10 protein-coding genes are annotated in these 14,170 nt (G+C 47.4%); 6 read left to right on the top strand and 4 right to left on the bottom strand.

Going from position 1 to position 14,170, the window contains the following annotated elements; all coding sequences use genetic code 11:
* Positions 1-259 precede the first annotated feature (259 nt).
* Positions 260-871 (top strand): recombinase family protein, encoded by a 612-nt coding sequence (locus tag ACI0FF_RS16115; protein ID WP_419799716.1) that lies wholly within the window; start codon positions 260-262, stop codon positions 869-871.
* 765 nt (positions 872-1,636) lie between these two features.
* Here ACI0FF_RS16115 and ACI0FF_RS16110 read toward each other — a convergent pair.
* Positions 1,637-2,221 carry a recombinase family protein gene (locus ACI0FF_RS16110; RefSeq protein WP_419797785.1) on the bottom strand — a complete coding sequence of 195 codons (585 nt, stop codon included), beginning with the start codon at positions 2,219-2,221 and terminating at the stop codon, positions 1,637-1,639.
* 95 nt (positions 2,222-2,316) lie between these two features.
* Between ACI0FF_RS16110 and ACI0FF_RS16105 the strand changes: the two genes are divergently transcribed.
* Complete coding sequence (locus tag ACI0FF_RS16105; RefSeq protein ID WP_419797784.1) at positions 2,317-3,921, top strand: recombinase family protein; 1,605 nt, start codon at positions 2,317-2,319, stop codon at positions 3,919-3,921.
* Here the strand turns inward: ACI0FF_RS16105 and glmS are convergent.
* Together glmS and glmU are read right to left on the bottom strand one after the other, a co-directional pair.
* Entirely contained in the window at positions 3,908-5,731 is a 1,824-nt protein-coding gene (glmS, locus tag ACI0FF_RS16100; protein ID WP_419797783.1) for a glutamine--fructose-6-phosphate transaminase (isomerizing), read from the bottom strand. The two genes, ACI0FF_RS16105 and glmS, sit on opposite strands and share 14 nt — an antisense overlap.
* A gap of 21 nt (positions 5,732-5,752) precedes the next feature.
* Positions 5,753-7,087: a bifunctional UDP-N-acetylglucosamine diphosphorylase/glucosamine-1-phosphate N-acetyltransferase GlmU gene (gene glmU / locus ACI0FF_RS16095; RefSeq protein WP_419797782.1), complete on the bottom strand. Its 1,335-nt coding sequence runs from the start codon at positions 7,085-7,087 to the stop codon at positions 5,753-5,755.
* A gap of 102 nt (positions 7,088-7,189) precedes the next feature.
* On the opposite strand from glmU, the gene gph reads away from it, so the two are divergent.
* Positions 7,190-7,852 (top strand): phosphoglycolate phosphatase, encoded by a 663-nt coding sequence (gene gph, locus ACI0FF_RS16090; RefSeq protein WP_419797781.1) that lies wholly within the window; start codon positions 7,190-7,192, stop codon positions 7,850-7,852.
* Positions 7,853-7,865: 13 nt separating this feature from the next.
* On the opposite strand, the gene ACI0FF_RS16085 is transcribed toward gph, so the two are convergent.
* Entirely contained in the window at positions 7,866-8,642 is a 777-nt protein-coding gene (locus tag ACI0FF_RS16085; protein WP_419797780.1) for a substrate-binding periplasmic protein, read from the bottom strand.
* 516 nt (positions 8,643-9,158) lie between these two features.
* Between ACI0FF_RS16085 and ACI0FF_RS16080 the strand changes: the two genes are divergently transcribed.
* The 3 genes from ACI0FF_RS16080 to ACI0FF_RS16070 all read left to right on the top strand — a co-directional run bounded on the left by ACI0FF_RS16080 (position 9,159) and on the right by ACI0FF_RS16070 (position 14,166).
* Positions 9,159-10,769 carry a cytochrome D1 domain-containing protein gene (locus tag ACI0FF_RS16080; protein ID WP_419797779.1) on the top strand — a complete coding sequence of 537 codons (1,611 nt, stop codon included), beginning with the start codon at positions 9,159-9,161 and terminating at the stop codon, positions 10,767-10,769.
* 145 nt (positions 10,770-10,914) lie between these two features.
* Positions 10,915-13,674: a NapC/NirT family cytochrome c gene (locus tag ACI0FF_RS16075; RefSeq protein WP_419797778.1), complete on the top strand. Its 2,760-nt coding sequence runs from the start codon at positions 10,915-10,917 to the stop codon at positions 13,672-13,674.
* A 93-nt stretch (positions 13,675-13,767) separates the two neighbouring features.
* Positions 13,768-14,166, top strand: a complete 399-nt coding sequence (locus ACI0FF_RS16070) for a cupredoxin domain-containing protein (protein WP_419797777.1) — start codon at positions 13,768-13,770, stop codon at positions 14,164-14,166.
* Positions 14,167-14,170: the final 4 nt, after the last annotated feature.

Genomic DNA, 14,170 nt, shown 5'->3' with positions numbered 1-14,170 from the left:
ACGGCGGTTTTAAATGCCATTGATGACAATGACACTGATGTTATTACTGCCGTTTATGATGCGTATGAACGCACCCGATGGAAGAAGTCGCGATAGTTGCGACCGGGACCGTCAATAAAGCGTCGACATTACCGTCGTGATCACCGTCCATAAAACACTACGATCACTATGACCGTCATTTTGGCTCAAAACAGCCATTTCATCCGACCCGGATTCCAGCGTCCGTCAAACATTTGATTTATGAACATTCAGGAGAACCATCATCAGTAAAAACGTCGCCGTCTACTGCCGCGTATCAACGGATCACCAGACCAATGAGAACCAGCTACTGGAACTTCGTCAGGTGTGTGATCGTATGGGGTGGACCATTCGGCAGGTTTATGAAGATCACGCCATCAGTGGTGCTACGGGACGCAATCAGCGTCCGGGATATGATGCACTCTATAAAGCGGTGGCCCGGCGTGAAGTTGATATGGTGATGACGTGGGGCATTGATCGGCTCGGTCGAAGCTTGCAAGAGGTTATCACCTTTATGAGCTACGTGCAGGAACGCGGTATTGGTCTTTATGTGCATCAACAAGGTCTGGATACCACCCATAGCCAGACGGCGATTATGATGACCCAGTTCCTTGCGATCTTCGCCGAATACGAACGCAGTATCTTAAAATCAAGAATTCATGCTGGGCTGGAAAGAGCTAAGGCTCAGGGGCAAAAATTGGGTCGCCCCGGTCTCAGTGATTACAAAATCAATCGCATCAAGAAGCACCTTAAGGCCGGTGCCAGTGTCCGTGGTGTTGCTAAATTGGTCAATGTATCCACGGGATCGGTATCAAAGGTCAAACGTGCCATGGCAATGGAGATGGCGAAGTAATGCCAACGTCATGCCGTCAACGGTATCGTTGATTAAAGCAGAATGTTATATGAAGTAATCAAGCGGCCGACATACGTCGTCCGGTTGAAACCTCATTCCCTTCCGTGTGTTCCACACGTCGTGAATTACGGTCTCAACGTTTTATTTTTTTGGGTTGTTTGGTGAAAATTCTTTTAGGGAAGTTTGATCTATTCTCTAGGAACGATGAGACACTTTCCCCCCTTGATGACATCTAAAACAACGTCATCAAAAGGGAAGCGTCTTAAATATCCATTCTCTGAGGTATCTATCGACCTGTAATTTGAGACTAGCCGTATATAACGGCGACGGGCGGGTAGCCTAATTTCCCATCATCATCTCTGCTTTCCGAGCGTATTACCGCTCACTACCGGGACCATAAGTGACAAAATTACAGCATGTCACTCTGGCTGCTGGTTGTGGTGTTCACACACATTGCCAGCGTCCTTTATCCTGTTTGTTTAGGCTGGCTCGGAACCTTTGTATCTAAGATCAGCGTCGGAACAGGTTGCTTGGTAGCGAACCGTCGTTTGCGGGATACGATACAACGATCTTCCAGTCGCACCGAGAGTAGATGCTGATGCCGCCGGTCCGTCTTCCCGGTAATTCTTCGGCCTTGATAGTCCAGAACTCTCTGACCCAACGATTCACTCGTCAGATGATGAATTATACGACAGCCAAGATTCGACTGTCATTTTATATCTATTACTTATCACAGAAGGTCATTTTGATGTCCAAAACGCAGAATTACTTGTTATCGGGGTCATATACAAAACCGATGTCTACCAACTGAATGTCTGGTGGCTGATTGAAGCGGTCATCACGAATTCGCTTCTTCTTTATGATGGAGAATGTGTGGCGAGCCGTGAAGGTTTTACCGCGTGGCGTCTGATAGCCGCGGTCGTTGAGCCAATCGGCGATCCGTTTAAAGGTCCAGCCGTTATTACGGTGAACCGAAATCAACTCCCAGAGCTTCATTTGGTTGTCCGAATACTGCGATACCCAAAAGGCCGGTGATCGCACCGACAGTATGATTTTGACCCAAACTGGGGTATATACCAGCCCAGTATCTCTATTAATCAAGGACCGTGGAGTAGTTCCAACGGGGGCAGATAAGGACTTTTTAGGCCCACTACTGCCCATTTTTTCATCGCAGGCCAATGGTGCCATGAGTTCAATTGTCAGATCATGGCACTTCGCTTGAGCGTCATATCGGACGTCGATACGGCGGGTATACCGCTCCAACCATCGCTGTCTGTCGGTATCGCTGCCGCCGGTTTTGACCACCGTCAGCTTCATCAGTTCATTCAACCGTTGGTCGGTATTGTCCATCTCTGACAGTTGACGTGTTGACTGTGCAATATCATCCTGTGTTGAGTGTCGGGATATGGTCAGTTTACGCGATGGCTTCACCGGAAGCCTGAGCGTTGTATAATCCTGCCATGGTGAAAAAACTACATATCTATACCCGCGTTTCGACCACAATTCAGGAAGAACAGGGAACCTCATTAGAAACCCAAAAGGACATGGGTATTGCCAAAGCAACAGAGCTTGGGTTCGACTACGAAATATGGAATGAAGGCGGCAAGAGTTCCAAGTTTGAAGACCTCGAAAACCGACCAGTTCTGCGGAATTTAATGCTGGCTATTGAAGATGAACAGGTCACGGATCTATTTGTATTCAATACGGATCGCTTAAGTCGAAATCAACGCACATGGGGCAGCATCCGCTGGAAGCTCAAAGAGAAAAAGGTAAGGTTACATACGCCATCAGGTGTAATCGATTTAGCATCACCGATGGACGAGCTTATCATTGGGATTCTCTCAGAAATTAGTCAATACGATAACGCATTACGGTCCCAGAGAAGCCAGATCGGTAAACTTCGTAAAGTCAAAGAAGGCTTCTGGCACGGCGGACCTCCACCGTTCGGGTATCGTATTGAGGACAGTAAGCTGGTCGTTGATCCAATGGAGAGCGTGTGGGTCCAGTGTATGTTTGAGATGTCTGCTGATGGCATATCAACCATGAATATCAAAGATGAACTGGAACTCAATCAGATTAGGACGCGGCGGCAATCTGATAGTTGGTCGCTTGGTTCAATTCAGAAAATATTGCACAACACGCTTTACCTTGGACACTACAGCTACACTGATAAGAAACAGGATGAAACGGTGTGGTGTTCCTGTCCTGCAATTGTGGGCCAGCGTCTTTGGGACCGTGTGGTTCAGCAACGAATGACGGTGTTGGAACGCAAGGGCCAGAACAATAGAACACAGAAGTTTTATATGCTGCGGAACATGATGTGGTGTGGTCATTGTGGCACCATCATCGGTGGAAAGCGAAATCCGCATAAACGAGAAGCCCTTTACTATTGTCCAGCCAAGGAACGGAAGTGGGTGAAGCGACCGTTGGAAGACGATCAAAAGTGGGTTCGTGGTAATGGCTGTGGTTTGGAAAGATCACTGAATATTCCACGCACTGATGCCATCGTGTTTGATGCGGTCCATGATACCCTGACGCACCCTGAGAAGCTCTACAATGCGATGAAGGATAAGTTGATTGATGCTGGCACCATCAAAAATAGGAAGCGATTGGAAAAGCGGAAAAACGCTTTATTGCGTGACGAGCTTGAACGGATCGAAACAGCATTTTGTGATGTGGAAGCAGATTACCGGCTGGGTAAGATTGAACAGTCAATTTATGACAAACTCATAAACAAACTGACCATATCCCGACACTCAACACAGGATGATATTGCACAGTCAACACGTCAACTGTCAGAGATGGACAATACCGACCAACGGTTGAATGAACTGATGAAGCTGACGGTGGTCAAAACCGGCGGCAGCGATACCGACAGACAGCGATGGTTGGAGCGGTATACCCGCCGTATCGACGTCCGATATGACGCTCAAGCGAAGTGCCATGATCTGACAATTGAACTCATGGCACCATTGGCCTGCGATGAAAAAATGGGCAGTAGTGGGCCTAAAAAGTCCTTATCTGCCCCCGTTGGAACTACTCCACGGTGACAGATTTGGCGAGGTTTCGGGGTTGGTCTACATCCGTGCCCTTATGAACGGCAACATGGTAGGCCAGCAGTTGAACGGGGATGGAATAAAGGATCGGGGCAACAAACGGGTCTACATTGGGCATGGTCACGGTGGCGACGCAATGGTCTGCCATTTTTTCGATCCCTTCTTTATTTGCCATTAAAATGACCTTGCCGCCACGTGCCACTGATTCTTGTGTGTTTGAGGCTGTTTTCTCAAAGTTGCTGTCCATAGGGGCAATGACGATGATTGGCACATTTTCATCAATTAACGCAATCGGGCCGTGCTTCATTTCCCCGGCGGCATAACCTTCGGCATGAATATACGAAATTTCTTTGAGCTTTAGTGCGCCTTCCATCGCAATCGGGAAACTGGAACCCCGCCCGAGGTACAAAACATCGCGCGCTTCCGCAACGTTTTGGGCAATTTTGCGTAAAGCTTCATCATGATTAAGCACTTCTGCAGTCCGACTGGGGACTTCTGCAATCGCTCTGCACAGGCGTGACTCGCAATCGACAGTGATGGTTCCTTTGGCTTTTGCGAGAGAGATTGCAAAGCAAGCCAAAACGGTTAATTGTGTGGTGAAAGCTTTAGTCGAAGCCACACCGATTTCCGGTCCCGCATGGGTCAAAAGCACCGCATCTGATTCGCGTTCCATCGAGCTTTCAGGTACATTCACAATGGAAAGAATGGATTGCCCTTGTGATTTGGCATAACGCAGTGCGGCCAATGTATCGGCGGTTTCACCGGATTGGGAAATAAACAGGGCAAGGCCACCTTCCTGCATGGGGGCCTCGCGATAACGAAATTCCGAAGCAACGTCGATATCGACCCCGATGCGGGCATATTGTTCAATCCAGTATTTTGCGACCAGCCCGGCGTAAAAAGATGTGCCGCAGGCCACAATCGTGATGCGGGGAATGTCTTCTAGATCAAAGGGGAAATCCGGCATGGAAATGGTCTGTGCCGTTGGATTGAAAAAGGTCGAGAGAGTGTCGCCAATGACTTGCGGTTGTTCGTAAATTTCCTTCAGCATATAGTGGCGATGATCCCCTTTACCGATCAAGGCACTGGACATGGCGCTTTCTTTGATGTCACGTTGGACTTCCTGATCGTTTTCATCAAGAAAAGTGACTTGATCGCGCCCTAAAATCACCCAATCCCCTTCATCAAGGTACGCGATTTGTTTGGTGAGATGGGCCAGCGCCATCGCGTCTGATCCAAGGTACATCTCGCCATCGCCAAAGCCAACGGCCAAGGGGCTGCCGCGCCGTGCACCGATGAGAAGGTCTTCTTCACCGGAAAAAATAATACCCAGGGCAAAAGCCCCCTCAAGACGTTTCAGGGTTTTGCTGACAGCATCGCGCGGGCTGTCCCCTTGATCCAGATAATAAGTGATCAATAGGGGGACAACTTCGCTATCGGTTTCTGACAAGGGGTGATAGCCATTTTTGACCAGTTCAGCGCGAATTTCCTGAAAATTCTCAATGATACCGTTATGGACGACAGCCACTTTTTCGGTGGCATGTGGGTGGGCATTGGTTTCGTTGGGGATGCCATGGGTTGCCCAACGCGTATGACCAATGCCGACTTTGCCGGAGGCAGGGGTGTCACTCAGCACTTGCTGGAGATTGTAAATTTTACCTTCCGCACGACGGCGTTCGATCTTGCCTTCGCTGAGGGTTGCAATCCCGGCGGAATCATATCCACGGTATTCCAGCCGTTTTAACCCTTCAACCAAAAGGGAGGAAGCTTCTTTTTTTCCGATAAATCCGACAATTCCACACATGACTGAGATACTCTACAATATTTATTTGCTGTTTTTGCGAAGGGCTTGTTTGGCGCGAAACTTATCGGACCAGCCAACAAAGTTTTTCTGCGGGGCACGTGTGAGCGCAAGGTCACCTGCCTCGACATCTTTACTGATTGTGCTGCCTGCACCCACATTGGCATTGTCACCAATTTTGACAGGGGCAACCAAGGCGGTGTTGGATCCGATAAAGGCACCTGCACCAATGTCTGTATGATATTTGAAAAAACCATCATAGTTACAGGTGATTGTACCCGCCCCGATATTGGCTTGGGCACCGACGCGGGCATCACCGATGTAGCTCAGATGATTGACCTTGGCGCCTTTTTCGATAACAGCTTTTTTAATTTCAACAAAATTACCGACTTTGACATCATCATGCAGGTCTGTTCCTGGTCGCAATCGTGCGTATGGCCCCATGACAACGCCGTTACCAACCTGGGTATCTTCAAGATGAGAAAAGGCCTTGATGGTGACATTGTCGCCGACGTTTACGCCGGGACCGAAAAAGACGTTGGGTTCCACGACAACATCGCGCCCCAAACAGGTGTCGAAGCTGAAATATGTGGAAGCCGGATCTAACAAGGTTGCCCCATTGACCATTGCTTGATGACGTAGGCGATCTTGGGTAATGGCTTCGGCCCGGGCAAGCTCGACACGGGAGTTTACCCCCAGAAGCTCGTCCTCTTCGCCTTCGACCACACCGCAAGGCAAGCCGTCTTCGCGGGCTAAGGCAACAATATCGGTCAGGTAATATTCGCCAGCGGCATTATCATTCGTGATGCGTTCCAATAAAGGGAATAACTTTTTACCATTCACACACATAACGCCTGAATTGCATAGGGTGATGGCACGTTGTTCTGTATTGGCATCTTTAAATTCGACAATGGCTTGCAATTCGCCCTGCGCATCGACGATAAGCCGACCATAAGCCCCGGGATTTTGAGGGCGAAAACCAAGAACGACCACATCGGCACGTTTTCGTGCCTCCAGCATCGCATGAAAAGTTTGATCGGTAATTAAGGGCGTATCCCCGAAGGCGATCAAAATGTTTTCTTCATCGCCGCACATGGTATTTTTAGCGGCAAGGACGGCATGCCCGGTTCCAAGGCGATCTTTTTGTATGGCTGTCTTATGTGGCGCCACTGTTTTTTCAAGTTCTGGCATATCAGGGCCAACAATGCAGATGACCTCTTCTACGCTGGCACGTTTCAGATTGGCAATGACATGATTGACCATGGGGCGTCCCGCCAAAGGGTGCATGACTTTGGGTTTTGAGGACTTCATACGGGTGCCGAGGCCGGCAGCGAGAACGATGGCAGCAGATTTTGACATAATATTTTGGAGTCGTTCGATGTTGAAAGCACTTGGTTCAATGCCTTTTTAAGCCTAAAAAGGGGCAAGAGCAAACTCAAAGATTGTTACGGAATGCTACAAATGCCTTTAAAAGCAGTTATTTTTGATTTGGATGGCACATTGATTGACAGTGCACCGGATTTACGCACGGCTTGTAATAAAGTGCTCGCACAATATGGATGTCGTTCTATTACGCTGGAAGAAACCATGACGTTTGTTGGCAATGGGGCCGCAAAATTGATGGAACGTGCGTTTCGTGCCACTGGGAAAGTCTTTAATAATGCGCAAATTGAAAATCTAACGACAGAGTTCCTCGAATTCTATGAAGGCCACGAAGCGGATGAGACCCGTATATATGATGGGGTTGTTTCCACTTTGCACCAACTGCAAAACCAGGGGATACGCTTGGCATTGTGCACCAACAAGCCAAGCGGCCCGACTTTAAACCTGTTAAAAGATCTGAACCTGGAAGGTTTCTTTGAAGTTGTCGTTGGCGGGGACGAGTTGGAACATAAAAAACCGCACCCCCAAATGATTTTTTATGTACTGGAGAGAATGCAGTTATCCGCAAGTGATGTTGTTATGGTCGGCGATAGCACAAATGATATTGAGGCGGCGAAACAGGCGTCTATGCCTAATGTGGCGGTTTCTTACGGGTACCGAAAGGTCAGGGTTGAAGAACTGGGTGCCAATGTCGTTATTGATTGTTTTTCTGAACTGCCAGATGTACTTGCGACTTTGTGATGAAATAAGATCGTTATTCTTCATTTATGATCATTTGGATATCGAGAATTTGAGAAAACCGGCTGTTGAAATCTTTGAGGAAACGGTCTTTCCAGACAGACTTATTTGATATCAAAATAGGAAAAGAAGGGCTGGATTGTGCGGGCGTTGGGAAGATATGGATGTTTTTGCTCATCCCCATCGTATCGGCATAATATTTTATAACAGCTTGAGCATGGATGATGCCGCTGACCCGGCCAACCTGCAACATTTTCAGACATTCTTCGATCGTTGGTGCGTAGTGTACTTTTACAGGTTTGTTTTGATAAAATTGTTTTGCCCAACCGTTACCTAATACATCGCAGAAAGTTGAACCTATCACAGGCATTAAGTTATCAGGGGATTTAAGGCGCTGATCTGCGGTGCTTTCTTTCAGGGTTGCCAAAACAAAAGGAACATAAAAAAGGCTGTCTTTTGTTGGCGTGCTGTATGTGAGACGTTCTGGTGTTGCTGTTGTGATAAAAGCATCGGCCGCCCCTTCGCGGATCATTTTTTGTGCACGGCCCCAAGGAACGGCAATATGTTTAACGGTCAGGCCCATAACCTGTCCCAGCAGGTGTTCTACTTGGTTGGGCAAGATCCCTTTGGTTTGTCCGTTTTCGATATAGGAGATAGGATTCCAATTGTTGGCGTAGACGACGCGAAATTCACTTTTTGTACTTGGCTGTTTTGATTCTTCGGACAAGCCGTCGGCGCTCCATGAAAGGGCGACTGAAAAAAGTAAGGCAAGGATCAATATTGTTCTTTGCATTCAATGGCTCGCTTCATGGTTGATGACAAAAGGATACCACTCGAAGAGTAATTTGACCAAGAGATTCGCAGAGAAAGCCTGTCAGTCAGTCTCTTCCTTTCTATTTTTTGAAAAATTTATAAAAATTTGTTCGGATCAAGGCGCTTTTTAATAAAATTTTGACAGGTAAAGGTGGCTATCCCATATAAAAATATGGGTGATTTTTCCATTTCTTGTTGAGTTAATATTTCTCTAATGTGATGAAAATGTATTTTATTTCAAATGGTTATGTTGCTTTGAAAATGTTTTTTATTTTTAAATAACATTCGTGAAAAGTGGTTTTTAGTCTTTTTATATCTGAGGAGACATTTTGGGATCATTTTTTCGCCACATTTGATCAACGTAAAGGAATCAGTATTTGGTCTATGTAAGCATGAGGTACTGTTTGAATTAACAGGACCAGCTTGCTTGGGCGCAAACAGACGAGATGACCTGAGCCGACTGGACTTTTTTTTAACCTATATTGGGGGCAATGAAATGCGTAAGTTTGCATTTGGTACTTCAGTGTTGGGACTCGCTGCCGGCTTTATGTTCGGCATGGGTTCCGCCGTAAGTGCCGCAGAACCTACACTGTCTGAAGCTGATTTTGAAGAAGCCAAGCTTCTTTACTTCCAACGCTGCGCAGGCTGTCATGGTGCTGAGCGTAAAGGTGCGACGGGTAAAAGTCTTGAGCCGAAAGCGACTCAAAAGCTTGGCCAGAAGCGTCTGGAAAAGATCATCACACTGGGTACCGAAGGCGGTATGAACAACTTTGATGATATCTTCTCTAAAGAGCAGATTTCCAAACTCGCTACTTTCATTCAGATGGAACCACCGAAACCGTCTGAAATGTCTTTGGAAGATATGAAGAAAAGCGTAAAAATTTACGTGAAGCCCGAAGATTACGTTAAAAAGCCGATGCACGGTCGTAACTGGGAAAACTTCTTCGTCGTTATTCTTCGTGATGCTGGTAAAATGGCTATCATCGACGGCGACACCAAAGAAGTTCTGTCCAAAGTTGACACTGGTTATGCGGTACACGTGACCAAAGAAACTTCTGACGGTCGTTTCTGGTACACCATCGGTCGTGATGGCAAGCAAAACAAAATCGACCTTTGGATGGATCCGCCGCAAGTTGTTGCTGAATCTCAAATCGCATATGACGCGCGTGACATCGCTGTTTCTCATTACGGCGAATGGAAAGACAAATACGTTATCGCTGGTGGTTACTGGCCGCCGCATTTCGTAATCTCTGACGCTGTAACTATGGAACCGTTGAAAGTTGTTTCCACACGTGGTGTGAACGTTGACGGTGCCTTTGTTAACGAAGCACGTGTTGCTGCGATTTACAACACTCCGAAATCTCCGTCTTGGGTTGTTGCGGTTAAAGAGCTGGGTCAAGTTTGGCAAGTAGATTATTCCGATCTGGAAAACCTGCGTATTGACCAAATGGACTCTCACAAGTTCCTGCACGACGGCTTCTTTGACCCGTCTCAGAAATACTTCCAAATCGCTGCGAACGCGTCTAACCGTATGGAGTTCTTCGATACGACTACTCGTAAATTCGTAGGCTCTCTTGAAACTGGTAAAATGCCGCACCCGGGTCCGGGCGCAAACTGGACTGACGAAAAATGTGGTCCGGTTGGTGCAACTGGTCACATCGGTGAAGGTATGATCACAGTTTGGGGTAACGATCCGGAAGGTCACCCTGACCAAGCTTGGAAAACTTGCTACAAAACCGAAACTGACGGTGCTGGCCTGTTCATCCGTACACATCCGAATACTCAGTATGTGTTCATGGATCAGCCGAAACACCCGGATCCGGAAATTCAGCAGTCTATCCAAATCATGGACAAAAAGACTCGTAAGATCGTTAAAACAATCCGTGTAACTGAGCGTGAAAAATCTCTCGCACTGCATGGTGAATTTAACGCTGACGGTTCTGAGCTGTGGGTTTCCGTATGGGCTCGTGGCGGTAAAGCTGATTGGTTGAACGGTGAAATCGTTGTTTACGATACAAAAACTCTCGAAGAGAAAGCACGTATCAAAGGTCTGGAAACTCCGACTGGTAAATTCAACGTTCACAACCGTGTACACCACGTAACCTGATTTTCAGGCACAACGTGAACTGATTGGGGCGGGCACATATCATTATCTGTGCCCGCCTTTTTCAAACGAATTCATTATATTATAGTTCTAGCATTTACACGGGAATTATTTTTTCCCGTTCACCCCCTACTTTGAGGATTGATCGATGGCCGAGGGTAGCTTTCTTTCACGCCTGTTTAAAATGAAGATTCTAGGTGCCAGCCTTATTGGTGCGGCTGTTATCTTTATCGGCGGTATTGTATTTTGGGGTGCTTTCAACACGGCAATGGAAGCAACCAACAAAATGGAATTCTGTATAACCTGCCATGAAATGGATCAGGCAGTTTATCCAGAATACCAACAAACTATTCACTATAAGAACCGGACTGGCGTGCAGGCAACCTGCCCGGATTGTCACGTCCCCCGTCCTTGGATTTACAAAATTGTACGTAAAATCCAAGCCTCTAAAGAGGTTCTGTACTGGTTAACCGGTGAAATTAATACGCTGGATAAATTTGAAGCTAAACGTCTGACGTTGGCTAAAAATGTTTGGAAGGCGATGAAAGAAACTGACTCGCGTGAGTGCCGTAACTGTCACTCATGGGATGCGATGACGGACGAAAAACAAAAACCGCGTGCATGGAAACAGCACCAAAATGCCAAACAAGATGGCATGACGTGTATTGACTGTCACAAAGGGATTGCTCACCGTAAAGTTCATCATTTGATTGAAGATGAAGAAACGTTTTATGACGGCAAGCCGAACCCGGCCCGTTTGGACGTCCTTGATCCACGCGAAGAAGTGAAACGGATTGCGGCGGAAAAAGCAGCAAAAGCAAAAGCTGAAGAGGAAGCCAAGCAAAAAGCAGCTGAAGAAGCGGCAGCGAAGGCAGCAGCAGCGCGTGAAGCAGCGGCAAAAGCGGGTGCTTCTGCCGGTGGCGGAAGTGCACAAGCTGTTGCATGGGATGCCATTCCGGGTGCGGATGTTGATTTAATGTATCCGGGGCAGACTTCGCTGGAATGGATTTTCCGTGGGAAAGACCATGGCGGCGCGCGTGCTGTAAGTAAGACCGGCGATCGTTGTGCGGAATGTCATATTAAAGAAGTCCCCGCAATGGGTGCTAAAATTGTCGGCGGTGAAAAGGCCGAAGCCTCACCGATTCCGGGTAAAGCAGCGGCGATCAAAATGAACGTCAAAGCGGCAAACGATGGCAATAACCTTTATATGCGTTATGAATGGGCTTCTAACCCGCATACACCGGTACCGTTTGTTGACGGTGGCAAAATGGATACGGAAAATCAGTTCAAATTGGCGATGATGATCAATTCCGGTAAGTCCGAAATTGGGGAACAGGCCGGTTGCTGGGCAACTTGTCACCATGACAGCCGCTATATGCCGGATGCACCGGAGAAGCTGGAAGGTGAGGCGGCGAGCCGTCTGGATGTCTCCACAGGCATTACCAAGTATCTGAACGAAACCCGTACCGAGTTTGAATATAAAGGGCGCGGCGGCAAAAAACGTGGTGCTTGGGACAAACTGAAATCTCAGGAAGAGATTGACGCTTTGTTGAAAGACGGGCTGTTCCTTGACTTGTTGCGCTATAACAGTGGAACCAAAACGTCTGAAGACGGTCATGTTTTAGAACAACGTGTTATGACGGGTGGTCAAGGTGTTGAGTTTGTGCATGAAGAAGTGGACGGTAAAAACGTTCTCTACATGACACGTAAATTGAGCTCCGATAAAGCGGGTGATGTTTCATTCGAAGCAGAAAAACTTTATAAAGTTGGTTTTGCTATCCATGATGACTTTACAGACGCTCGTTTCCACCATGTCTCTATCGATTGGTATCTCGGCCTGAACAACCCGGATGCACAGATCAATGCCATTACCATTGCGGCTCCGGCTGGTGGTGCAGGCAATGCAGCTTCTTCTGCAGCAGCTCCGGCTGCTGCGGGTGGTGCAGCTGGTGGTTCAATTAATTGGGCCGGTGTTGAAGGTCTAAAAGTACCGCTGTTCTATCCGGGCCAAGCCTCGATGGAATGGGTCTTCCAAGGAAAAGATCACGGGGGGGCTCGTGCGGTCTCTAAAACTGGTGATCGTTGCTCAGAATGTCACGGTAAAGAACAGCCGGACATGGGTAAAAAGATCGTTGGTGGTGAAAAAGCTGAACCGACACCGATCCCTGGGAAAGCCGGTTCTATTCAAGCTGAAGTCAAAGCTGCGCATGACGCACAGAACGTTTACTTCCAAGTTTCCTGGAAAGATACAGGTGAAAACAATGCGGCACCATTTGTCGAAGGCGGCAAAATGGATAAGGACAATCAGATCAAGCTTGCCATGATGATCTCCCCGATGAAGGAAGAGTTCTTTGGTGCGCAAGCAGGATGTTGGGCGACCTGTCATAATGACAGCCGTTACATGCCGGATGCACCGGAAAAACCGGAAGGTGAGGCGGCGAGCCGTCTTGATGTTTCCACAGGCATTACCAAGTATCTGAACGAAACACGTACTGAGTTCGAATACAAAGGACGTGGCGGTAAACCGCGCGGTGCGTGGGACAAGCTGAAATCTCAAGACGAAATTGATGCGCTGTTGAAAGATGGAACATTCCTTGATTTGCTCCGTTTCAAAAGTGGAAACGGCGGCCAGTTTGAAAACGGTTATGTTCTTGAGCAGCGTGTGATGGGTAAAGGCATCGATGTGACAGGTCAGGCTGAACTGAAAGACGGTGTCTGGACTGTGACAATGCAACGTCCGTTGATCTCCAACGAAGTTGGCGATATCTCGTTCGAACCGGGTAAAGAGTATATGGTTGGTTTCGCTATTCACGATGACCACACCAATGCCCGTTTCCACCATGTTTCTTTGGAATATAAGATGCAGTTGGACAGCCCAGATACACAAATCAAAGTGATGCAGCAATAAGTTTACTTAAAAGCTGATCTTGCATAGACCCGACTGAGACTTCATACTCTCAGTCGGGTTTTTTGTTTTTTGCTAACGAAAAAAGGAAGAGAAATGATGTTATCAAAAACGGTTGCATTTGTGTTGCTTGCAGGGGTGATGATGATCGGTTCTGCACATGCCGATGATGTTTGTGAAGAAGCGGAAGCCCGTTATCAGGAAATTAAAGGCGAGCTTCCGTCCGATGAGGGCATGCGTGTTGTAAAGCTTTATAATTATAACTTTTGCCCAAAGCAGCTGACTGTAAAAGCTGGAACCACCGTGCGTTTTGTCAATGTGGATAAACGGACCAGTCATAGTGTCTGGTTAAAGGAAGCGGGCAAAGAAGAAAGTGAACGTTTCTTCCCCATTGAATTTTGGGAATTCCCTTTCACTGAAAAAGGCGAATACCCCTATCTGTGCGGTCCTCATTGGGAACGTGAAGGAATGCGTGGAACTGTTACGGTCGATTGAAAAA

Origin of the sequence: Terasakiella sp. 4MB5A (assembly GCF_050058155.1) — a bacterium.
Taxonomy (GTDB): Bacteria; Pseudomonadota; Alphaproteobacteria; order Rhodospirillales; family Terasakiellaceae; genus Terasakiella; species Terasakiella halodenitrificans.
The sequence above is the reverse complement of the archived record's forward strand: the minus strand, read 5'-3'. Positions and strand labels throughout refer to the sequence as shown.